Source organism: Agromyces aurantiacus, from assembly GCF_016907355.1.
In the GTDB taxonomy this organism is placed as follows: domain Bacteria; phylum Actinomycetota; class Actinomycetes; order Actinomycetales; family Microbacteriaceae; genus Agromyces; species Agromyces aurantiacus.
The window spans coordinates 2,169,305-2,190,973 of record NZ_JAFBBW010000001.1 but is presented as its reverse complement, the minus strand read 5'-3'; the positions used below and the strand labels follow the sequence as shown (position 1 = coordinate 2,190,973).

Below are 21,669 nucleotides of genomic sequence, written 5' to 3'. Positions count from 1 at the left end.
TTCACGGCGCAGGCATCGGGCCTGGCGGGAGGCCGCCGGAGGCGGCCTCGGGACTGCGGCGCGAAGCGAATCATCCGCTGCCACAACCCGGGCGACCTAGTCGCCGCGCAGGACGTCGAGCGCGTGCTGCAGGTCGGCCGGGTAGTCCGACTCGTAGGTCGTCCACTCCCCCGTGCCCGGGTGCACGAACGACAGCTCCTTGGCGTGCAACCACTGCCGCTCGAGCCCCAGCCGCGCGCTCAGCGTGGGGTCGGCACCGTACATGGCGTCGCCGGCGCACGGATGACGCTGGGCGGCCATGTGCACGCGGATCTGGTGCGTGCGGCCCGTCTCGAGGTGCACCTCGAGCAGCGACGCGTACGGGAACGCCTCGATCGTCTCGTAGTGGGTCACGGCGTGCTTGCCGTCGGAGGTCACCGCGAACTTCCACTCGGAGCGCGGATGACGGCCCACGGGCGCGTCGATCGTGCCGGCGAGCGGGTCGGGATGGCCCTGCACGACGGTGTGGTAGATCTTCTCGACCTCGCGGTCGTGGAACTTGCGCTTGAGATCGGTGTACGCGCGCTCCGACTTCGCGACGACCATCAGGCCGCTCGTGCCCTGGTCGAGGCGGTGCACGACGCCCTGGCGCTCGGGGGCACCGGACGTCGAGATGCGGTACCCCGCCGCGGCCAGCGCGCCCACGACCGTCGGGCCGTCCCATCCGAGCGACGGGTGCGCGGCGACGCCCGCGGGCTTGTCGACCACGACGATCTCGTCGTCGTCGTGCACGATGCCGAGGTCGGGTACCGGGATCGCCTCGACCTCGAGCGTGCGCGGCGGCGACCAGCTCACCTCGAGCCACGCGCCGGCCCGGAGCCGGTCGGACTTGTCGACGACCGCGCCATCGAGCAGCACGCCGCCCGCCGATGCGACCTCGGCCGCGTGGGTGCGCGAGAAGCCGAGGAGCTTGGCCAGGCCGGCGTCGACGCGCGACCCGTCGAGCCCGTCGGGGACGGGCAGGGCTCGATGCTCCACGTCAGGACTCGCGTGCGAGCTCGGCCGGTGCGCCGCCTCGTGCCTCGCGGCCCGGCTCGCCCTCGGGGGCGGCCTCATCGGCAACTCCGCCGTCGCCGTCGCGCGAGGGCCGCGAGCCGTCGAGCCCGACGCCGCGGATCGTGAGGATCATGAAGAGCACCATGCTCGACACGATCGAGATGTCGGCGACGTTGTAGATCGCCGGGAGCATCCACGGGGTCGAGATGAAGTCGATGACGTGGCCGATGCCGAAGCCCGGCTCGCGGAACAGCCGATCGGTGAGGTTGCCGAGCACGCCGCCGAGGAGCAGCCCGAAGACGAGCGCCCACGCGACCGAGCGGATGCGACGCGCGAACCAGACGATGAACGTGATCACCCCGGCGGCCAGGATCGTGAACACCCAGGTCATGCCGCTCGCGATCGAGAAGGCGGCGCCGGGGTTGCGCACGAACTGCCACTGCAGCACGGTGCCGAGGACGGGGACGACCTCGCCCTCGGCGAGCGTGGTCACGACGAAGTACTTGCTCAGCTGGTCGAGGCCGTAGACCGTGATCGCGACGCCGACCAGGATGAGCAGCGCGGTGCTGCCGACCCTCGCCGCGCGCTCAGCCGCCAAAGCCCTGGAAGGTCGGGGCGGGCTGGTCGCTCGTCACGCCCTGCGCACCGACCGGAGCCGAGAACCCGGCCGCACCCGAGACCTGCACCGGCTGCGCGGTGTCGAGCTCGCGGAGCTGGCCCTCGATGTAGCTCTTGAGCTTCTGGCGGTACTCGCGCTCGAACACGCGGAGCTCGTCGACCCGCTTCTCCAGCGCCACGCGCTCCTGGTCGAGGATGCCCATCTGCGCGCGCTGCTTGGCCTCGGCTTCCGCGACGATGCGCGCGGCCGTGGCGTGGCCCTCGGCGATCAGCGCATCGCGCTTCTCGACGCCCTCGCGCACGTGCTCCTCGTGCAGGCGGCGGGCGAGCTGCAGCAGGTTCGTGGTGCTGGTCTGCTCGTCGATCTCGGACTGCGGAGCGGCCGTGGGCGTGGGCACCGCGACGGTGGGCGGCGCAGCCGCCGGCTCGGCGTAGACGGGTGCAGGGGCGGGTGCCGCAGCGGCGCCGCCCTCGCCCGCACGGGCCTCGGCGGCGGCGAGGCGCTGGCGCAGCTCCTCGTTCTCCTGGTTGAGACGGCGAAGCTCGACGACGACCTCGTCGAGGAAGTCATCGACCTCATCCTGGTCGTAGCCCTCCCGGAACTTCGTCGCCTGGAAGCGCTTGTTGACCACATCTTCCGGAGTTAGCGCCATGGCTTCCCATCCCTCGAATCTGTCGAACGGTTCGATCACGTTCTGCTAACGGTAGCAAAGAGAACCTCGAGGATGCAGAGCGCCCGTGCGCGGCGCGCCACCCCGAGGCATCCGCTCAGGCCGTCGCCGCCGAGGCCGCGGCGAGCCAGGACACGACGGTCATCGCGATGATCACGACGAGCATCGCGATGCTCCAGCCGAGGTCGAGCGCGACCTGCCCGAGGCGGATCGGCGGCACGAGCCGCCGGAAGAACTTCACCAACGGGTCGGTCACCGTGTACACGCCCTCGACGAGCACGAGCACGAACCCGCGGGGCCGCCAGGACCGATTGAAGGTGCGCACGAGGTCGAGCACGAACCTCGCCCACATCACGAAGAAGTAGATGAGGAGGAGGGTGTAGAGGAGGTTCCAGACGACGACGAGGGCGCTCACGTGGGGAGTCTACGCGTGCGTGAAGAACGACGCGTCGACGTCGCCGTCGGCCTCGCCGGCCTCACCGGAGACCACCACGTGGGCCGGCGAGAGCAGGAACACCTTGCTCGTGACGCGCTCGATCTTGCCGTACAGGCCCTGCGAGAGGCCGCTGGCGAAGTCGATGAGACGGCGGGCCTCGGCGTCGGACATCTGGGACAGGTTGATGATGACCGGCACGCCGTCGCGGAACGACTCGGCGATCACCTGGGCGTCTCGGTACTGGCGCGGGTGCACCGTGAGGATCTCGTTCATCTCCGCCTGCGGGGGTGTCGTCGGTTGCACGTGGTGCTTCCGGAGGGGGGTCACTGCCGCACCGCTCTTCGCGACCGGCGCGGGTGCGGCGTGCACGATGGGTGCCGGCGCAGCCGCCGTCGGCGCCGTCTCGGGCTCGAGCTCCTCGTCGGCGAGTCCGAGGTAGACCATGGTCTTCTTGAGCGGGTTCGACATCGCTGCCTCCGTCAGTGGTTCCGTGCCTTCGAGGCTAGCCCGGGGTCGGCCGATTCCCCGTGATTGCGGTCCCGATGCGAAGGTGTGTCGCACCCTCCAAGATCGCGTCGCGATAGTCGTGCGACATGCCCATGGACAGCGCGCTCGCGCCGGGTGCGAGGCGGCGGACGCGCTCGGACATCGCGCGCACGCGCGCGAACGCGGGGCGCGCCGGCTCGTCGAGCGGCGCGACGGCCATGAGCCCGAGCAGTCGCAGCCCGGGCGTGTCGAGCACGTGCTGCACGAGCGGCTCGAGCGCCTCCTCGGCCACCCCGCCGCGTCCGGGGTCGTCGGTGAGGTTCACCTGGACGAAGCAGTCGACCGTCGACTCCTCCGAGCGCAGCGCGTCGACGAGCGAGGTGCGGTCGACCGAGTGGATCACCGACGCGTACTCGCGCACCTGGCGGGCCTTCTTGCTCTGGAGCTGGCCGACGAAGTGCCAGGTCAGCCCGAGGTCGGCGAGCTCGCGGGCCTTGGCCTGCGCCTCCTGGTGGCGGTTCTCCCCCACGTCCCGGACGCCGAGCGAGGCGAGCTCCCTGATGAGCGAGACGGGCTGGAACTTGGTGACGACGACCGTCGTGATCCCGGCGACGTCGCGCCCGGCTGCGGTCGCGGCGTCCGCGATGCCCTCGCGCACGGCCGACAGCCGGGTGGCGAGCTCGCTCATGCGGCCCGCCCCCGGTGGTCCCGCCCTGGCCTCACTTGAGGAAGTCGGGGATGTCGAGGTCGTCCGAGTCGTCGCCGAACGCGGGGTCGGAGACGATCTGGTCGGCCGTGCTGCTCGTGGCCTCGCCCCAGTTCGCGGTCTCGACGAGCTCCTCGATGTCGATCTCGGCGAGGACCTCGCCCGCGTCGGAGCTCCCGAGGGCTCCGACCAGGCCGCCGACGGCCGACGCGCCCACCGCGGCGGGCACGACCGAGGGCTTCTTGACCTCGACCGGCTTGGGCATCGGGTCACCGCCGTCGAACCCGGCGGCGATGACCGTGACGCGGACCTCGTCGCCGAGCGTGTCGTCGATGACGGCACCGAAGATGATGTTGGCCTCGGGGTGCACGGCCTCCTGCACGAGGCGCGCGGCGTCGTTGATCTCGAAGATGCCGAGGTTCGACCCGCCCTGGATCGAGAGCAGGACGCCGTGGGCGCCGTCGATCGACGCCTCGAGCAGCGGGCTCGCGACCGCGAGCTCGGCCGCCTTGATCGCGCGGTCCGCGCCGCGCGACGAGCCGATGCCCATGAGCGCCGAGCCGGCCCCCTGCATCACCGACTTCACGTCGGCGAAGTCGAGGTTGATCAGGCCCGGCGTCGTGATCAGGTCGGTGATGCCCTGCACACCCGCGAGGAGCACCTGGTCGGCCGTGGCGAAGGCCTCGAGCATCGAGATGCCGCGGTCGCTGATCTCGAGGAGGCGGTCGTTGGGCACCACGATGAGGGTGTCGACCTCCTCCTTCAGGCGTGCGACGCCCTGCTCCGCCTGGGTCTGGCGACGCTTGCCCTCGAAGCTGAACGGCTTCGTGACGACGCCGATCGTGAGCGCGCCGATCGACTTGGCGATGCGGGCGACCACGGGCGCGCCGCCGGTGCCGGTGCCGCCGCCCTCGCCGGCGGTGACGAAGACCATGTCGGCGCCCGCGAGCGCCTCCTCGATCTCCTCAGCGTGGTCCTCCGCGGCGCGGCGCCCGACCTCCGGGTCGGCGCCCGCGCCCAGCCCTCGGGTGAGGTCGCGACCGACGTCGAGCTTGACGTCGGCGTCGGACATCAGCAGCGCCTGGGCGTCGGTGTTGATCGCGATGAACTCCACGCCGCGCAGGCCGAGTTCGATCATCCGGTTGACGGCGTTGACGCCGCCACCGCCGATACCGACCACCTTGATGACGGCGAGGTAGTTCTGGTTTGTCGACATGTCCGGCCCTCTCTGCGAACTCTGAACCCTGAACCTCTACTCGAAGGTTAAAGTTTTGCCGAGTATGCAATTCCTGAATCGAAGGTAGGTGCCATGGCCGGGGCGCCGGGCAAGGCGCCCCCGCGTGTCGCGATCCGGCGAGCGGATGTCCCGGCCGCGGCCTCCCGCGCGGTCACTGCGTGACGGGGCTGAGCGGCGCCGACACGTCGTAGCGGCCGACCGAGTCGGGCGGCGCCGCCGCCATCAGGCGCACGAGCACGGTCGACTTGAGCGCCGAGTCCTCGTCGCTCCCCCACAGCACGGTCGCACCCTCGACGAGGTCGAGCCGGACGTCGTCGGGCGTCTCGGCCGTCACGTCCGTCACGCGCGCGAGCAGGTCGGCCGGCAGGCTGCGGAGCACCGCGCCGACCGATCGGAACGCGTCGCCGCCGAGACCGCCGTCGACCGTGATGAGCGGCAGGCCCTCCGGCCGCTCGTCGGTGCGGTCGATCACGACGCCCGCCGCGTCGACGGACGTGAAGCCCGACGAGCCCTCGACCACGCCGACGGGCGTGCGCTCGACGATCCGGATCACGAGCGTGCCGGGCGGCACCGTCTCGGTCGAGTAGGTCTCGATGAGCGCGAACCCCGACAGCGTCTCGCGCACCTCGTCGGTCGACACGAGCGGCAGCGGGGTGCCGATCCGGTCGTCGAACGCGGCTTGGATGTCCGCGGCCGGGATCCGCGAGGCCCCCTCGACGCGCACCTCGCGCAGCGCCATCAGCGGCGAGTACGCGACGACGACGGCAAGTACCGCGAGCCCCACGACCGAGCCGATCCCCGTGAGCCAGGCGATGCGCCGCATCCGGCTCCGGCGCGTGAAGCGCCGGACCTCCTGGCGCTCGTAGCGGCGGCGTTCGCGCTCGGCCGCCGCGAGCGACCGCCGCGCGGCGCGCTCGTCACCGGGCGTCTCGCGCGCACCGCCGGCGGCCGCCGGACCGGGCGGCGCCGCGGCCGAGGTCGCCGCGGCGGTCGCCGATGCCGCGGGCTCCTCGACCGGCAGCCGGATTGGCTCGGTCGGCGCCGTCGCCTCGCCCCGCCCGGATCGCGGTGCGTCCGCGCGGGCGGCGCCGCGCTTCGCCGAGCCGGCGCGCGCCTCGCCCGCGGCGGAGCCCGGGCGCGACGCGGGCGGAGCCTGCGCGGGCACCTGCGCGGCGCTCCGCGCGGGCCGCGCCCGATCGAATCCCTGCGGCCGCTTCACGTCGTGCCGCTCAGTCGCGCCGCTCGTGCTCGAGCGATCCGAGGATCTGGGGCACGATGCGGTACACGTCGCCGCAGCCGAGCGTGATCACGAAGTCGCCCGGCCGGGCGATGCGCGCCGTGTGGTCGGCCGCCTCCTGCCAGTCCGCGATGAAGGCCACGCGCTCGGGGTCCGCGAAGCGCTCGCTCACGAGCGCGCCGGTCACGCCGGGCTCCGGATCCTCGCGCGCCCCGTACACGTCGAGCACGACCGTCTCGTCGGCGTACCGCTCGAGCACCTCGGCGAACTCCTTCGCGAACAGCCGGGTGCGGCTGTACAGGTGGGGCTGGTGCACCGCGATGATGCGTCCGTCGCCGACGACGGTGCGCGCCGCCGAGAGCGCCGCAGCCACCTCGGTCGGGTGGTGCGCGTAGTCGTCGTACACGCTCACGCCGTCGACCGTGCCGTGCAGCTCGAAGCGGCGGCCCGTTCCGGCGAAGCGCGCGATGCCGTCGAGCGAGCGCTGCGGGTCGAATCCGAGTCCGACGAGGACGGCGAACGCGCCCGCGGCGTTGATCGCGTTGTGGCGACCGGGGATCCGGAGCTGCGCGCGGTACTCGCGCCCCTCGTAGGTCAGCGCGAACGCCACCGGACCGTCGGTGACGATGTCGTGCACGCGCACCGCCGCATCGGCCGCCTCGCCGAAGGTCAGCACGCGCGGGTGCGAGAGCCGCTCGCGGACGCGCGTCGCGCCGGCGTCGTCGGACGAGATCACGACGAACTCGCGCGCGCGGTCGGCGAAGTCGACGAACGCCTGCTCGAACGCCTCGAACGAGCCGTAGTGGTCGAGGTGGTCGGGGTCGACGTTGGTGATGAGCGCGACGGAGGTGTCGTAGAGCAGGAACGAGCCGTCGGACTCGTCGGCCTCGACCACGAACAGCTCCCCGGAACCGGCGGCGGAACTCACGCCGAGCTCCTCGATCACGCCGCCGTTGACGAAGCTCGGATCCTCGCCCAGCGCGAGCAGCCCGGTGATGACCATGCCCGTCGACGTCGTCTTGCCGTGCGCGCCCGCGACCGAGACGAGCCGACGGCCGGCGATGAGCGCGGCGAGCGCCTGCGAGCGGTGCAGCACCGGGATGCCGCGCTCGAGGGCCAGCCGGTACTCCGGGTTGTCCTGCCAGAGCGCGCCCGTGACCACGACCGTGTCGACGTCGTCGGGCAGGTTCTCGGCCGCGTGGCCGATCGCGACCTCGGCGCCGAGATCGCGCAGCGCGGCGATGTTGGCGGAGTCGCGTGAATCCGACCCCGTCACCCGGTGACCGGCGCCCAGCACGAGCCGCGCGATACCGCTCATGCCCGAACCGCCGATGCCGACGAAGTGCACGGCGCCGAGGTCGGCGGGGATCGGGGCGGAGAGGTCGGGCTTGATCGTCACGGTGTCGTGGGGCTTCCTGGTCGGGATCTCGGTCGGTTCAACGTTACGCGCCCGCGGAGGGGTCGCCACCCGTCGGGCGCAGCGCGCCGCCGATCAGGGCGACCATGCGGTCGGTCCCGTCGAGGGCGCCGACGGAGGCTGCGGCACGGGCCATCGCCGCGAGCCGCTCGCGATCGCCGAGCAGGGGCTGGAGCTCGGCCTCGACCCACTCGGGCACGAAGTCCGCGTCGTCGACGAGGACGCCGCCCCCCGCCTGCACCACGTCGGCCGCGTTGAAGCGCTGCTCGCCGTTGCCGACCGGATACGGCACGTAGACGGCCGGGATCCCGAGGGCCGAGAGCTCGCTCACGGTCGCGGCGCCGGCGCGCGAGACCGCGGCGTCGGCGATCGCGAGGGCGAGGTCCATCCGGTCGGCGTACTCGATCATGCGATAGCCGGGCAGGTCGGGGTCGGTCACGTCGGCGTCGGCGCCGGTGACGTGGAGCACCTGCCATCCGGTCGCGACGAGCCCGGCGGCGCTCGCGACCATCGTGCGGTTGATGCGGCGCGCGCCGAGGGAGCCACCCGTGGCGAGCAGCACCGGGCGCGCGGGATCGAGTCCGAAGAGCGCGGCCGCCTCGGCGCGGCGCGCCGGCCGGTCGAGCGTCTCGATCTCGCGCCGCAGCGGCATGCCCACGAACTCGGCCCGAGGCAGCGGAGTGCCCCGGAACGCGACGCCGACGCGCGCGGCGAAGCGCGCGCCCAGGCGGTTCGCGAGCCCCGGCCGCGCGTTCGCCTCGTGGACGACCACCGGGATGCCCGCACGGCGAGCCGCGAGGTACGCGGGCGTCGCGACGTAGCCCCCGAAGCCCACCACGACCTCGACGCGGCGTTCGGCGATGATCGCGGCGACGTCGGCGATCGAACGGCGGAACCGCGCGGGGAATCGCACGGCGGCGCCGTTCGGGCGGCGCGGGAAGGGCACCTTCTCGATCGTGAGCAGGTCGTAGCCGCGGGCGGGCACGAGCCGCGACTCCAGGCCCACGGCCGTGCCGAGCACGAGCACGCGCGCCTCGGGATCCCGCTCGCGCAGGCGGTCCGCGACCGCGAGCAGGGGATTCACGTGGCCGGCGGTGCCTCCGCCGGCGAGGAGGTAGGTGGTCATCGGGCGCGCGCCGTCCGGGTCGCGCGGGCCGCGCGGCGCTGCTCCGCCCGCGCCGCGGCGCGGGCGGGCGCGCCGGGGTCGCGCGCGACGGAGAGCACGACGCCGATCGCGAACAGGGTCGTCAGCAGCGCCGTGCCGCCTGCGGAGACGAGCGGGAGGGGAACGCCGAGGACGGGGAAGACGCCGAGCACGACACCGATATTGACACATGCCTGTCCGACGACCCACACGAGCACCGCCGCCGAGACGGTCTTGCCGAACGGCGTGGGCGCATTGCGCACGATCCGCGCGAGCGCGATCGCGAGCACGACGAACAGCCCGATGACCACGACCGCGCCGATCAGGCCCAGCTCCTCGCCGATGATCGCGAAGATGAAGTCGTTGTCGGCCGCGGGCAGCCACGACCACTTCGCCGCCGAGTTGCCGAGCCCGACGCCGAACACGCCGCCGTTGGCGAGCGCGAAGGTGCCGTGCTGGATCTGCCAGCAGTCGGCGGTGTCGTAGCGCGTGCAGTGCTCCTGCACGAACGCGGTGATGCGGCGCATCCGGTTCTCGCTCGAGATCGCCACGAGCCAGAACGCGATCGCGCCGGCCACGAGCGGCACGGCGAGCAGCCGCAGCCGCACGCCGATCAGGAACAGCGTGCCGAGCAGCATCCCCGCCATCACCATGACCGTGCCGAGGTCACCGCCGAGGAGCACCAGGCCGATCGCTCCCCCGCCGACGAGCAGGATCGGCATGATGCCCTGGGAGAACGAGTGCAGGTGGTCCTGCTTCTTCGTGACGATGAGCCCGAGCCACAGCACGAGCGCCACCTTGATGAGCTCGGAGGGCTGGAACTGCACCGGACCGAGCCGGAGCCAGTTGGTGTTGCCACCGACCGTGACGCCGAGCGGCGTGGCCACGACCAGCAGCTGCAGCGCGCACGCGATGCCGAGCGCGAGCCAGGCGATGCGCATCCAGAACCCCTCGGGGATGCGCCCGGCGAGGAGCATCACGGGCACGCCGACGAGCGCGTAGGTCGCCTGCTGCACCGCGCGCGACGTGAAGTCGCCGTCGTTCTCGAGGCCGGACTCGACGAGCGAGGACGAGAGCACCATGACCAGCCCGAGCAGCACCAGGAAGAGCGTCGTGCCGAGCAGCAGGAAGTAGTCGGTCGACTCCGGGCGGAACGCGCCGAGCCGGATGCGGGCGGCCAGGCCCGAGGACTCAGGGCGCTTCGGCGGGCGGCTCGTCCGAGCGGGGCTCGTCATGCGCCTCACCTCCGAGCCGCTCGCGGACGGCCTCGTGGAAGCGCCGCCCGCGGTCGGCGTAGTCCGCGAACTGGTCCATCGACGCCGCGGCGGGAGCGAGGAGCACGGTGTCGCCGTCCTCCGCGACCGAGGCCGCCAGGGCGACCGCGTCGGGCATCACGCTCTCAGTGTCATCCGTGACGACCTCGAAGAGGGGCAGTCCGGGCGCGTGTCGGCGGAACGCCTCGACCAGCGCCGTGCGGTCGCGTCCGATCACGACCGCCGCGCGCAGGCGCGGCACGTGGCGTGCGACGAGCGCGTCGGCGTCGACGCCCTTCAGCAGCCCGCCCACGATCCAGACCACCCGGCCGAAGGCGCGCAGCGACGCCTCGGCGGCGTGCGGGTTGGTCGCCTTGGAGTCGTCGATCCAGCGGATGCCGCCGGAGACGGCGACGGTCTCGATCCGGTGCGCGTCGAGCCGGAACGTCGCGAGGGCGTCGTGGATGGCGCCGACCGGGACGTCGTACGAGCGCGCGAGCGCGGAGGCCGCCAGGATGTTGGCGACGATGTGCGGCACGGCGAGTCCGCGCGGCTCGAGCTCGTCGAGTGTCGTGATCTCGAGCGCGGCGGTGCGGCGCTCCTCGAGGAACGCGCGGTCGCAGAGGATGCCGTCGACCACGCCGAAGTCGCTCGGGCCGGGCGTGTCGAGCCCGAAGCCGATGGCACGGGCGCCCTCCTCGACCTCGGCGTCCTCGACCATCGCGCGGGTCGCCTCGTCGGCGCGGTTGTACACGCACGCGACCCTGGTGTTCATGTACACCTTCGCCTTCGCGTCGCGATACGCCCGGGCCGAGCCGTGCCAGTCGAGGTGGTCGTCGGCGAGGTTCAGGCACACGCTCGCGTGCGGGTGGATCGCGCCGGGACCCTCGGTCGGCAGGTGGTGCAGCTGGAAGCTGGACAGCTCGACGACGAGCACGTCGTATCCGACCGGGTCGCGCACCGCGTCGAGCACGGGCACGCCGATGTTGCCGCACGGCGCCACCCGCACGCCGCCCGCGGCGATGAGCGTGGCCGCGAGCTGGACCGTGGTCGTCTTGCCGTTGGTGCCGGTCACGAGCATCCACTCGGCGGCCTTCACCTTGTCGCGAACGCGCCACGCCAGCTCGATGTCGCCCCACACGGCGACGCCGCGCTCGGCGGCCCAGGCCAGCACCGGGTGGTCGGGACGGAACCCCGGCGAGACCACGACGAGGTCGGGGTCGGATGCCGCGAGCTCGTCGGGCACGGCATCCAGTGCGTGCCGGACGAAGCCCACGCCGATCACCCCGAGGATCCGCTCGCGGTCCTCGTCGCGATCGCGCGCGTACACCGTCACGGCCGAGCCCAGCTCGGCGAGCGTGTCGGCCACGGCGAAGCCCGTGACGCCCAGCCCGAGCACCGCGACGCGCAGGTCGCGCCATCCGTCGGCGTGCCAGCTGGTCAGTCCATCGAGTCGCGCGGCGCGCTCGGCGCGCTCGTTCAACTCTGGAGCCATTCGAAGTAGAACGCGCCGACCCCGGCCGCGACGAACAGGCCCGCGATGATCCAGAACCGGACGACGATGGTGACCTCGGCCCAGCCCTTCAGCTCGAAGTGATGGTGGATCGGGCTCATCAGGAACACGCGCTTGCCGCCGCTGACCTTGAAGTAGGCGCGCTGCACGATCACCGATCCCGCCTCGATCACGAACAGCCCGCCCAGCAGCAGCAGGAGCAGCTCGGTCTGGCTCGCGACGGCGAGCGCCGCGAGGGCGCCGCCCAGGGCGAGCGAACCGGTGTCGCCCATGTAGATGTGCGCCGGGTTGGTGTTCCACCACAGGAAGCCGACGACCGCGCCGACGATCGCGGTCGCCACGATCGCGAGGTCGAGCGGATCTCGCACGTCGTAGCTTCGGTAGAGGTCGTCGGGGTTGAGGTTCTCGCTGAAGCGCGACTGGTTGAACTGCCAGAAGCCGATGATGATGAACGACCCGATCGCGAGGATCGACGCACCCGAGGCGAGGCCGTCGAGGCCGTCGGTGACGTTGACGCCGTTCGACGCGGCGGCCGTGATGAGCACGATCCACACGACGTAGGCGATGGTGCCGACGATCGTGCCGAGCACCATGAAGTCGAGCGGCAGGTCGCGGATGAAGGAGATCTTGGTGGTGGCCGGGGTCACCCCCTCCTCGTTCGGGAACTGCAGCGCCAGCAGGGCGAAGGCCGCGGCGACGATGGTCTGGCCCGCGATCTTCGCCCAGCCGCCGAGCCCGAGGCTCTGCTTCTTCCGGGTCTTCAGGAAGTCGTCGACGAACCCGACCAGGCCGAGGCCCACCATCATGAACAGGACCAGGAGGCCGGAGGCGGTCGGGCCGTCGCCGATCAGCACCGTCGCCGAGAAGTACCCGAACAGGGTCCCCAGGATGAAGATGATGCCGCCCATGGTGGGCGTGCCGCGCTTGACGTGATGCGTCTTCGGGCCGTCGTCGCGGATGAACTGACCCCAGCCGAGCCTCGTGAACAACCGGATGAACAGCGGCGTCAGGAAGAGGGTGAAGGAGAGCGACAACGCTCCGGCGGTCAGCAGTGCTCTCACGCGAACCATTCTCCCAGTCGATCGCCGAGGTGGCGGAGCCCCGCCGAGTTCGACGATTTCACCAGCACGGTGTCTCCGGGGTGCACCATCGACGTGACGAGCTCGAACGCCTCGTCGGCCGTGTCGACGTAGGCGGACTCGCCGTCCCACGAGCCCTCGTTGATCGCGGAGATGTGCATGCGCCGCGCGCCCTCGCCCACGACGACCAGCTGGGAGACCCCCAGCCGGACCGCGAGCAGGCCGATCCGGTCGTGCTCCTCCCCCGAGAACTCGCCGAGCTCGCTCATCTCGCCGAGCACCGCGATGGTGCGCGCGCCGGGCCGCTTGACCTGCGCGAGCGTCTTGAGCGCGGCCGCGACCGAGTCGGGGCTCGCGTTGTACGCGTCGTTGATGACGGTGATGTCGTGCCGACCGCCCATGACCTGCATGCGCCACTGCTCGGCGAGCGTCACCCGTTCGAGCCCGGCGACGATCCTCGCGAGCGGCACCCCGAGTTCGCGCGCGGCGGCGATCGCCGCGAGCGCGTTCATGACGTGGTGCTCCCCGAGCACCGAGAAGGACACGCGCGCCGACTCGCCGCCCGGAACGGTCACGGTGAAGTCGGTGCCGCGCGCGTGCACGACCACGTCGGTCGCACGCACGTCGGCGCGTTCGCCGAGCCCGAACCAGACGACGCGCGCGGCCGTGAGGTCGGCCATGCCCGCCACGCGGGGGTCGTCGACGTTCAGCAGCGCGACATCCGTCGGGAGCAGGTCGGTGACCATCTCGGACTTGGCCTGCACCGTCTTCTCGATGCCGCCGAACTCGCCGGCGTGCGCGAGGCCGACCTTGAGGACGATGCCGATGTCGGGCCGGGCCATGCGGACGAGGTGGGCGATGTGCCCGATGCCCGAGGCGCCCATCTCGGCGACGAGGAACTCGGTCTCCTCGGTGAGCTCGAGCATGGTCGTGGGCGCGCCGACCTCGTTGTTGTAGCTCTTGCGCGCGGCGACCGTGGGGCCGACCTCCTCGAGGACCGTGCGGAGCAGGTTCTTCGTCGTCGTCTTGCCGTTGGATCCGGTCACCCCGACGATCCTGAGGCGACCGAGCGCGCGCACTCGGCGGACGACCTCGCTCGCGAGGGCACCGAGCGCCTCGACCGAGTCGTCCACCACGACCTGGGGCACGGCGAGCTCGAGCGGGCGCTCGACGATGAGCAGCGCGGCCCCGCGCTCGACGGCGCCGGGCGCGAAGCGGTGCCCGTCGTCGAACTCGCCGCGCTTGGCCACGAACACGCCGCCGGGCTCGATCTCCCGCGAGTCGGTCGTGACGGCGCCGTCGACGACGGTTGCGCCCGTCGCCTCCGTGCCGCTCGCTTCGAGGCGACCCCCGGTCGCCGCCGCGATCTCGTCGAGCGTCAGCGCGATCACTCGAGCCACCCCGCTTCCCGCAGTGCCAGCCTGGCGTCGTCCCTTGCCGAGTACGGATGCTTCACGCCCGCGACCTCCTGGTAGTCCTCGTGTCCTGGGCCCGCGTAGAGCACCGCGTCGCCCGGCCCCGCGAGCGCGAGTGCCGCACGGAACGCGGCCCGCGGGTCGGCGATCTCGTGGATCTCGCGGTCGGGTACCGCGGCGCGCGCGCCGGCGATGAGCGCGGCGCGGATCGCGGCCGGATCCTCCCACCGCGGGTGGAAGTCGGTGATCACGAGCGCGTCGGCGCCGCGCGCGGCGATCGCGCCCATGTCGGCGCGCTTGGTCGTGTCGCGATCGCCGTCGGCGCCGAAGACCATGACGATCCGGCCCGCGGTCGTGCGGCGGATCGCGTCGAGCGTCTGGCGGAACGCATCGGGCGTGTGCCCGTAGTCGATGTACACGACCGGGCCGCGCTCGCCCGAGACCCGCTCCGCGCGGCCGGGGATGTAGGCGTCGATGCCGTGATCGGCGACGGCGTGCGCGATGAGCTCGAGGTCGTGCCCGGCCTCGACGAGCATGACGATCGCGAGCGCGGCGTTCGCGGCCATGAACCGGCCGATGAGCGGCACGCGCGTCTCGATCGCCCGGCCGTCGGGCGCGGTCAGCCGGAAGGCGGTGTGCGCGGGGGTCTCCTCGAGCACCGCCATGGTCCAGTCGGCATCGAGGCCGGGCTCGGTCGCGAGCGTCGTCACGGGGATCCGCGACTCGGCGACCAGGCGCCGGCCCCAATCCGAGTCGACCGTCACCACGCCGCGACGGGCGCGCTCGGGCGTGAACAGCTCGCGCTTGGCCTCGAAGTACTCCCCCATCGACCCGTAGTCGTCGAGGTGGTCGTGCGAGAGGTTCGTGAAGCCGACCACGTCGAACACGACTCCGTCGACGCGGTGCCGGCTGAGCGCCTGCGCCGAGACCTCGATGCCGACCGCGCGCACGTCGACCTCGCGCATGCGCGCGAGCATCGCGTGCAGCTCGCTCGCCTCGGGCGTGGTCAGCGAGCTCGTCACCGCCTCGTCGCCGATCCGGCGCTCGGCCGTCGAGGTCAGGCCCGCCGTCAGGCCGAGCTGCCGGAGGATGCCGTAGAGCAGGTAGACGACGCTCGTCTTGCCGTTGGTCCCGGTGACCCCGAACAGCGTGGCCGGATTCTCCGCGGTGCGATGGATCCACGCGGCGACCTCGCCGAGCGCCGCGCGCGCGTCGGCGGTCACGAGCACCGGCAGGCCGGAGGCGGCCGCGCGCTCGGCGCCCGCGGCATCCGTCAGCACGGCCACCGCGCCGTTCGCCGCCGCCTGGGCCGCGTAGTCGGCGCCGTGCGCGTGGCGACCGGGCACGGCGACGTACAGGTCGCCGCCGTGGACCGCGCCCGAGGCGATGGCGACGCCCGTCACGTCGATCTCGTCGATCCCGCCGCGCACCTCGAACCCGAACGCCTCCGCAAGGCTGCGGAGCGAGCGAGCGCCGGGGTGCTGCGGCCGGAGTGCCGAGGGAGGCGATCCGGTCACGAACCCAACTTTCTACCAGGTGGCTGGCAACTCGGGCGCCGGGGCGCCGGATGGAACCGTCCGATACTTCTTCAGCACCTGGCTCATCACCTGTTGGAAGACGGGAGCGGATGCGGCGGACGAATTCATCTTAACGGGGTCCATGATGCTGACCGAAACGACGAACTCGGGGTCGTCGGCGGGGGCGAATCCCGACACGGAGACGAGATAGCCCGACTGGTACCCGCCGTTGCCGTCGGGCACCTGCGCGGTCCCCGTCTTCGCCGCCACGCGGTAGCCCGGGATGTTCCAGTCGTCGGCGAGCCATCCGTGCAGGTACACCTGCTCGAGCATGGCCGCGGTCTCGTCGGCCGCCTTCTCGGACACCACGCGCCGACCCTCGGTCGACGGGACCTCGGTGAGCGTGCCATCCGACTGCCGGCAGCCCTCGACCAGGGTGACCGGCATCCGCACGCCGCCGTTCGCGAGCGTCTGGTAGACGCTCGCGATCTGGATCGCGCTCGTGGTGAGGCCCTGGCCGAACATCGTGGCGTACTTCGTCTGCGGGTCCCATTCGTCGGGCCCGCCGTGCAGGTCGCCGGACGCCTCGCCCGCGAAGCCGACCTCGCTCGGCGAGCCGAGCCCGAAGTCGAGCATGTCCTGGTAGCGCCGTTCGTCGCTCACGCGCTCGCCGAACATCGACATCGCGGTGTTCGAGGAGTCGATGAGCATGCCCGTCATGGTGTAGTTCGTCGGACCGTGGCCGTGGCTGTCGGTGATGTCGGCGCCGTTCGGGGGGAGGTACTGGTAGTCGGCGGTCACGCCGCTGTTCGGGTCGCCCTCGCCGGCGTCGATCACCGTCGCCGACGTGAGCGCCTTGAAGGTCGAGCCGGGCTCGAACGGCGCCGTGAACGCACGCGAGCCGCGGTCGTCGGAGTCGGTCGCGGAGGGCGCGTTCGGATCGACCGTCGGCACGTCGGCCACCGCGAGCAGGCGACCGGTCTTCGCCTCCATCACGGTGACGGTCCCCCACTGCGCTCCGGTGGCCTGCACCTGCGCGGCCGCCACGCGCTGCACGAAGTACTGGAGGTCGGCGTCGATGGTCAGCTGGAGGTCGCCGCCCTGCCTCGCCTCCGAGATGACGCGCTCGGATCCCGGGATCTCGACCCAGTCCTTCAGGCTGTGCAACCACGTGCGCTCGCCGTTCGCGCCCGCGAGGCACCGGTTCTCCGAGTACTCGAGCCCGGCGAGCGGATCCCCGTCGTCGCCGACGAACCCGAGGAGGTTGCCGGCCACGGCCCCGTTCGGGTACCTCCGGCTCGGGTGCTCGTAGGGCACGACCCAGGGGATGTCGAGGGCCTTCACCTCCTCGTACGTCTCCGTGTCGACGAGCTTCGCGACGTACGCGAAGTCGGAGCCCGGGTCCTCCTCGAGGGATGACTCGATGAGCGCGCGCAGCTCGGCGGCGGGCCGCCCGATGACCTCGCCGAGCTCGTCGAGCACCTGGTCGAGCGGGACCTCGACCTCGACGCGCTTGGACGGGTCGGCAGGATCGGGCTCCTCGCGGACGACCGGACCGAGCATCGCCTGCTTCGGCGAGAGCGCGATGTCGTACCGCATGACGCTGTCGGCGAGCACCATCCCGTTCGCATCGAGGATCTGGCCGCGCACCCCGTAGATCGTCGCCGAGCGCGACCGCACGTCCTCCGAGGCGGCGTTGAGCTCGGCGGCCCGGACGACCTGGATGTCGACGAGCCGGACGACGAACCAGCCCACCATGAGCACGAGCGCGAGTCCCGCTGCGACGATGCGACGCATCGGCCGCCGACTCACTCGGTTCATCTCGGGGCGGCTCCCTTCTCGTCGTGCCTCGGTTCCGTCATGCGCTCAGTGGGTGGCGGGCGTCGGCAGCCCGTCGGGAACCGGCGGCGCGGCGTTCCCGCCGCCGGCGGCCGCGTTCGCCGCATCCCCGCCCTTCGCAGTCTGCTCCGCGCCCTGCGCTGTGACGGGCGGCACGCCGTCGATCAACGCGTTCGGCACGAGGGCGGCCGACGAGCCGGAGCTGCCCTGGGCCGCGGTCGGCTGCCCGAGCACGGCGCCGTCGGACAGGCGCAGGTACACCGGGTCGGAGTTCGGCACCATCCCGAGCGCCTCGGCGTTCATGGCCAGGTACTGCGGGGATTCGAGCCGGTCGAGGTCGTCGGAGAGCTTCTGCTGCTCGCGCTGCAGCTCGGCCTGGCGCAGCACCTGCGCGTCGAGCTCGTAGGCGCCCTGCGTCATCGCGATGGAGAGCAGGAGCTGGACCATCGCGATCGCCCCGATCGAGACGAGCGACACCACCGCGTACGCGAGCTTCGGGCGCGCTCGACGGACCGCCTCGGGCGCCGGGCGGAGCCGCCTCGAACGCTCGGGCGCCGCCCCGGGCGCGAGTCGCCGTGCGGGTCGGGTCTGGGCCGGCAGTGCGCTCACGACGGCCTCCTCACTCGTTCTGCGGCGCGCAGTCGCACCGGCTTGGCACGCGGGTTCTCCGCCTGCTCGGACTCGCTCGCGAGCTCGGCGCCCCTCACGAGGAGCCGGAACTGCGGGCGGTGCTCCGGCAGCTCCATCGGCAGCCCGGGGGGCGCGGTGGAACTGGAGGCCGCGGCGAGCACGCGCTTGACGAGGCGGTCCTCGAGCGACTGGTAGGCGAGGACGACGATGCGACCGCTGACGGCGATGAGGTCGAGCGCGGCGGGCAGCGCCCGCTCGAGCACCGCGAGCTCCTCGTTCACCTCGATGCGCAGCGCCTGGAACACGCGCTTGGCGGGGTGGCCCGCGCGTTGCACGGCGACCGGGGTGGCCTCGTGCAGCACCTCGACGAGCCGCCCGGATCGCGTGATCGGTGCGACCTCGCGCGCTCGCACGATCGCCCGTGCGTATCGCGCGGCGAGCTTCTCCTCGCCGTAGTCGCGGAAGATGCGGCGCAGGTCCTCCTCGGAGTACTCGGCGATCACGTCGGCCGCCGTGCGGCCGCGCGTCGAGTCCATGCGCATGTCGAGCGGCGCGTCCTTCGCATAGGCGAACCCGCGCTCGGCCCGGTCGAGCTGGAGCGACGAGACCCCCAGGTCGAAGAGGATCCCGTCCACCTCGTCGAAGCCCTCGCGGTGGACGGCGTCGGCGATGCCGTCGTAGACGGTGTGCACGAATCGCGCCCGGTCGCCGAACGGCGCCAGGCGCTCGCGTGCGATCGCGAGCGCGTCGGTGTCGCGGTCGAGCCCGATCGCGGTGGCGCCCGGGAACCGCTCGAGTACCGCGGCGGTGTGCCCGCCCATGCCCAGCGTGGCATCCACGAACACGGCCCCGTCGCGGTCGAGCGCCGGAGCGAGCAGTTCGAGCGTGCGCTCGAGCATGACCGGCGTGTGGATCCGTTCGATGTCCATGCTGTCTCCCATCCCTCCGCGACCCGCGGGTCCCGATCCCCATCCGTTCGTCCTGCTGCGGGGAAGTGCAGCAGGCTCGCACGGCTGGGAGTCGGAGCCCGGGGACCTAGAAGAGTCCGGGGATCACCTCCTCCGCCGTCTCTGCGAAGGCCGCCTCCTGCTCGGCGAGGTAGCTCTGCCACGCCGCCGCATCCCAGATCTCCACCCGCGTTCCCGCGCCGATGACCGTGAGGTCGCGGTCGAGCCCCGCATACGTGCGGAGGTTCGCGGGGATGGTGACCCGATTCTGCTTGTCGGGGGTCTCCGCAGAGGCCCCTGAGAGGAAGACGCGCATGTAGTCGCGCGCCTGCTTGCTCGTGACGGGGGCTTGGCGGATCTTCTCGCTCATGCTCTCGAACTCCCGCGCGCTGAACACGTAGATGCAGCGCTCCTGACCTCGCGTGAGCACGAGGCCGTTCGACAGCTCATCCCGGAACTTCGCCGGAAGAATGACGCGGCCTTTCTCATCGAGCTTCGGTTCGTAGCTTCCGAGGAACATCGCGTCACCCCCATCCTCCGGCCAGGAACCAGGTGCTGGCTCCACTTTACTCCACTGCCCTCCACCAGACAACGACATTGGCTCGTTTCCGGCGATTCCACCTCAGTGCAGGCCCGTATTCTCAGGCATCTCGCAGGTGGAGGGAAGTGGATGGCCCGGGCCCGGTCAGCACCGCGATGGGCCCGATCCGGCACCGCCGACGCCGCGGACGACCCGTCTCGACGGCGCCCCGCGACGCGGATCCGTGCACGTCCGGGCCCCGGTGGTGCGAAGTGGAGGGCGGAGGTCCCGCACGGTGGAGGGCACCGCAGGCACGCCCGCGCACACGAGAAACGGGCCGATCCCCGATCGGCCCGTCAGTCGGTGTTCAGCGTGGAGGTGTCAGTCGTGCCCGTCCTGGCGACGGTCCCAGCGCTCGTTGAGGCGGTCCATGAATCCGGCGCGCGGCTTCGCCTGGCGGGGGGCGGCGGTGGAGGTCGACGCACCGAGACCGGAGACCGGTGCGGCGCCGGCGCGCTTGGACGGCGTGAGCGCCACGAGCACCCCGATGAACATCAGGGCGAACCCGAGCACTCCGACGATGAGCAGGTGCGAGGCCACGCCCCCGATGAGGGCGCCCGCGCCGGCGACGGCGAGCAGGACCCCGAGGACGATCGCGCGGTAGTTGGGCCGACCCCGGCCGGCACCTCCGACCGTCGCCACGAAATCGGCGTCGTTCTTGTAGAGGTTCCGCTCCATCTCCTCGAGAAGGCGCTGCTCCTGCTCTGAAAGCGGCATCTCATTCCCTCCTTCTCGGGACCGACGCTTCGTGACGCCATTCTAGGCCTGCGCGTCGTCGCTAGGCTAGGACGATGGTCCCGGCTCCCCGACTCGTCGATCTGGTGAACGAACGCCTCGAGGAATTCCTTGACGACCGTGCTTCCATTCTCCGCTCGATCGCGCCCGACCTCGACCCGATGTCCGAATTCTCCAAGCGCTTTCTCAGCGGTGGCAAGCGCTTCCGGGCGCAGTTCTGCCATCGGGGCTGGCAGGCGGTCCGCGGTCCCGCCGGCGACCGGTCGGATGCCGCGACGCTCGCCGAACGCCACGCCGTCGTGTCCGCGTCCGCGGCGCTCGAGGTGTTCCACGCGGCGGCGCTCGTGCACGACGACCTCATCGACCACTCCGACACGCGTCGCGGCGCGCCGTCCGCCCATCGTGTGTTCGAGGCGCAGCACCGCACGGCCGGCTGGGCGGGCGACGCCGGGGACTACGGTCGCGCGACCGCGATCCTGCTCGGCGACCTCCTGCTCGGCTGGAGCGACGAGCTGCTCGACGAGGGGCTCGCCGTCCTGCCCGATCCCGCCGCGGCGCGCACCGCGCGCACGGAGTTCAACCGCATGCGCACCGAGGTCACGGTCGGCCAGTACCTCGACATCCTCGAGGAGCGCGCATGGCTCGCCATGCCCGACGACGAGCAGCGCGCGCGCGCCGAGCGCGTGGTCGTGTACAAGTCGGCCAAGTACAGCATCGAGGCGCCGCTCGTGATCGGAGGCGCCATCGCGGGCGGCGGGCCGGCCCAGCTCCAGGCGCTCCAGGCGTTCGGCCTCCCCCTCGGCATCGCGTTCCAGCTGCGCGACGACCTGCTGGGCGTCTACGGCGACCCCGACGTGACGGGCAAGCCCGCCGGCGACGACCTCCGGGAAGGCAAGCGCACGGTCCTCATCGCGATCGCCCGCGAACGGCTCGCCTCGGGTCAGCGCCGCCTGCTCGACGAGCTCCTCGGCGATCCCGCGCTCGACGCCGAGCAGGTGCGGATGCTCCAGCGGACGATCCGCGAGTGCGGAGCCGTCGACGAGCTCGAGCGCGTCATCGACGAGCAGACCGATCGCGCGATGGCCGCGCTGTCGTCGGCCCCGATCGACCGCGACGCCGCGGGCGCGCTCGCCGACCTCGCCCGCGCCGTGACGCGCCGAGCCAGCTGACGCCC

General features: G+C 72.1%; 21 protein-coding genes. 1 reads left to right on the top strand and 20 read right to left on the bottom strand.

Translation table 11 applies throughout. The annotated features are described in order from the left end of the window. Positions 1-96: 96 nt before the first annotated feature. The 20 genes from JOD46_RS10395 to JOD46_RS10300 form a co-directional block, all read right to left on the bottom strand. A complete protein-coding gene (locus JOD46_RS10395; protein ID WP_204393995.1) occupies positions 97-1,017 on the bottom strand; it encodes an RluA family pseudouridine synthase in 921 nt (306 codons plus the stop codon). A 1-nt stretch (position 1,018) separates the two neighbouring features. Further along, complete coding sequence (gene lspA, locus JOD46_RS10390) at positions 1,019-1,633, bottom strand: signal peptidase II (RefSeq protein ID WP_239562694.1); 615 nt, start codon at positions 1,631-1,633, stop codon at positions 1,019-1,021. After that, positions 1,623-2,306, bottom strand: coding sequence for a DivIVA domain-containing protein (locus tag JOD46_RS10385; protein WP_204393993.1), 684 nt, complete (start codon positions 2,304-2,306; stop codon positions 1,623-1,625). Before JOD46_RS10385 ends, lspA begins: the two co-directional genes overlap by 11 nt. 115 nt (positions 2,307-2,421) lie before the next feature. Further along, a complete protein-coding gene (locus tag JOD46_RS10380) occupies positions 2,422-2,739 on the bottom strand; it encodes a YggT family protein (protein ID WP_204393991.1) in 318 nt (105 codons plus the stop codon). Between the two features lie 9 nt (positions 2,740-2,748). Then, entirely contained in the window at positions 2,749-3,228 is a 480-nt protein-coding gene (locus JOD46_RS10375) for a cell division protein SepF (RefSeq protein WP_204393989.1), read from the bottom strand. Positions 3,229-3,262: 34 nt separating this feature from the next. Continuing rightward, a complete protein-coding gene (locus JOD46_RS10370) occupies positions 3,263-3,934 on the bottom strand; it encodes a YggS family pyridoxal phosphate-dependent enzyme (protein ID WP_204393987.1) in 672 nt (223 codons plus the stop codon). Between the two features lie 31 nt (positions 3,935-3,965). After that, entirely contained in the window at positions 3,966-5,168 is a 1,203-nt protein-coding gene (gene ftsZ / locus JOD46_RS10365) for a cell division protein FtsZ (RefSeq protein ID WP_204393985.1), read from the bottom strand. A 172-nt stretch (positions 5,169-5,340) separates the two neighbouring features. Further along, positions 5,341-6,408, bottom strand: coding sequence for a cell division protein FtsQ/DivIB (locus JOD46_RS18940; RefSeq protein WP_204393983.1), 1,068 nt, complete (start codon positions 6,406-6,408; stop codon positions 5,341-5,343). 10 nt (positions 6,409-6,418) lie between these two features. Beyond that, positions 6,419-7,825: a UDP-N-acetylmuramate--L-alanine ligase gene (gene murC / locus JOD46_RS10355; protein ID WP_204393981.1), complete on the bottom strand. Its 1,407-nt coding sequence runs from the start codon at positions 7,823-7,825 to the stop codon at positions 6,419-6,421. 43 nt (positions 7,826-7,868) lie between these two features. Continuing rightward, entirely contained in the window at positions 7,869-8,969 is a 1,101-nt protein-coding gene (gene murG, locus JOD46_RS10350; protein WP_204393979.1) for an undecaprenyldiphospho-muramoylpentapeptide beta-N-acetylglucosaminyltransferase, read from the bottom strand. Beyond that, positions 8,966-10,222 (bottom strand): putative lipid II flippase FtsW, encoded by a 1,257-nt coding sequence (ftsW, locus tag JOD46_RS10345; RefSeq protein WP_204393977.1) that lies wholly within the window; start codon positions 10,220-10,222, stop codon positions 8,966-8,968. Before ftsW ends, murG begins: the two co-directional genes overlap by 4 nt. Then, on the bottom strand, positions 10,179-11,723 hold the full coding sequence (gene murD, locus JOD46_RS10340; protein WP_239562692.1) for a UDP-N-acetylmuramoyl-L-alanine--D-glutamate ligase: 1,545 nt from the start codon (positions 11,721-11,723) through the stop codon (positions 10,179-10,181). The genes ftsW and murD overlap by 44 nt, the downstream gene beginning before the upstream one ends. Next, the gene (gene mraY / locus JOD46_RS10335) at positions 11,720-12,814 is read right to left on the bottom strand and encodes a phospho-N-acetylmuramoyl-pentapeptide-transferase (protein ID WP_204393973.1); all 1,095 of its coding nucleotides are present in this window, start codon (positions 12,812-12,814) and stop codon (positions 11,720-11,722) included. Before mraY ends, murD begins: the two co-directional genes overlap by 4 nt. After that, complete coding sequence (locus JOD46_RS10330) at positions 12,811-14,223, bottom strand: UDP-N-acetylmuramoyl-tripeptide--D-alanyl-D-alanine ligase (RefSeq protein WP_204396514.1); 1,413 nt, start codon at positions 14,221-14,223, stop codon at positions 12,811-12,813. The genes mraY and JOD46_RS10330 overlap by 4 nt, the downstream gene beginning before the upstream one ends. Further along, positions 14,220-15,764 carry a Mur ligase family protein gene (locus JOD46_RS10325; protein ID WP_204393971.1) on the bottom strand — a complete coding sequence of 515 codons (1,545 nt, stop codon included), beginning with the start codon at positions 15,762-15,764 and terminating at the stop codon, positions 14,220-14,222. The genes JOD46_RS10330 and JOD46_RS10325 overlap by 4 nt, the downstream gene beginning before the upstream one ends. Positions 15,765-15,776: 12 nt before the next feature. Continuing rightward, positions 15,777-17,561, bottom strand: a complete 1,785-nt coding sequence (locus tag JOD46_RS10320; protein ID WP_204393969.1) for a peptidoglycan D,D-transpeptidase FtsI family protein — start codon at positions 17,559-17,561, stop codon at positions 15,777-15,779. 69 nt (positions 17,562-17,630) lie between these two features. Then, the gene (gene ftsL, locus JOD46_RS10315; RefSeq protein ID WP_204393967.1) at positions 17,631-18,212 is read right to left on the bottom strand and encodes a cell division protein FtsL; all 582 of its coding nucleotides are present in this window, start codon (positions 18,210-18,212) and stop codon (positions 17,631-17,633) included. Next, positions 18,209-19,162, bottom strand: coding sequence for a 16S rRNA (cytosine(1402)-N(4))-methyltransferase RsmH (gene rsmH / locus JOD46_RS10310; protein ID WP_239562688.1), 954 nt, complete (start codon positions 19,160-19,162; stop codon positions 18,209-18,211). The genes ftsL and rsmH overlap by 4 nt, the downstream gene beginning before the upstream one ends. 106 nt (positions 19,163-19,268) lie before the next feature. Beyond that, on the bottom strand, positions 19,269-19,700 hold the full coding sequence (gene mraZ / locus JOD46_RS10305; protein ID WP_204393963.1) for a division/cell wall cluster transcriptional repressor MraZ: 432 nt from the start codon (positions 19,698-19,700) through the stop codon (positions 19,269-19,271). 381 nt (positions 19,701-20,081) lie between these two features. Further along, positions 20,082-20,477: an SCO2097 family morphological protein gene (locus JOD46_RS10300; protein ID WP_204393961.1), complete on the bottom strand. Its 396-nt coding sequence runs from the start codon at positions 20,475-20,477 to the stop codon at positions 20,082-20,084. 74 nt (positions 20,478-20,551) lie between these two features. Between JOD46_RS10300 and JOD46_RS10295 the strand changes: the two genes are divergently transcribed. Further along, positions 20,552-21,664 carry a polyprenyl synthetase family protein gene (locus JOD46_RS10295; protein ID WP_204393959.1) on the top strand — a complete coding sequence of 371 codons (1,113 nt, stop codon included), beginning with the start codon at positions 20,552-20,554 and terminating at the stop codon, positions 21,662-21,664. The last annotated feature ends 5 nt before the right edge of the window (positions 21,665-21,669 follow it).

Excerpts from the sequence above, each read along its gene's own strand:
- JOD46_RS10385 (WP_204393993.1), bottom strand. The coding sequence starts at position 2,306 with ATGGCGCTAACTCCGGAAGATGTGGTCAACAAGCGCTTCCAGGCGACG.
- JOD46_RS10375 (WP_204393989.1), bottom strand. The coding sequence starts at position 3,228 with ATGTCGAACCCGCTCAAGAAGACCATGGTCTACCTCGGACTCGCCGAC.
- JOD46_RS10370 (WP_204393987.1), bottom strand. The coding sequence starts at position 3,934 with ATGAGCGAGCTCGCCACCCGGCTGTCGGCCGTGCGCGAGGGCATCGCG.
- ftsZ (WP_204393985.1), bottom strand. The coding sequence starts at position 5,168 with ATGTCGACAAACCAGAACTACCTCGCCGTCATCAAGGTGGTCGGTATC.
- murG (WP_204393979.1), bottom strand. The coding sequence starts at position 8,969 with ATGACCACCTACCTCCTCGCCGGCGGAGGCACCGCCGGCCACGTGAAT.
- ftsW (WP_204393977.1), bottom strand. The coding sequence starts at position 10,222 with ATGACGAGCCCCGCTCGGACGAGCCGCCCGCCGAAGCGCCCTGAGTCC.
- JOD46_RS10320 (WP_204393969.1), bottom strand. The coding sequence starts at position 17,561 with ATGCGTCGCATCGTCGCAGCGGGACTCGCGCTCGTGCTCATGGTGGGC.
- rsmH (WP_239562688.1), bottom strand. The coding sequence starts at position 19,162 with ATGGACATCGAACGGATCCACACGCCGGTCATGCTCGAGCGCACGCTC.
- mraZ (WP_204393963.1), bottom strand. The coding sequence starts at position 19,700 with ATGTTCCTCGGAAGCTACGAACCGAAGCTCGATGAGAAAGGCCGCGTC.
- JOD46_RS10300 (WP_204393961.1), bottom strand. The coding sequence starts at position 20,477 with ATGCCGCTTTCAGAGCAGGAGCAGCGCCTTCTCGAGGAGATGGAGCGG.
- JOD46_RS10295 (WP_204393959.1), top strand. The coding sequence starts at position 20,552 with ATGGTCCCGGCTCCCCGACTCGTCGATCTGGTGAACGAACGCCTCGAG.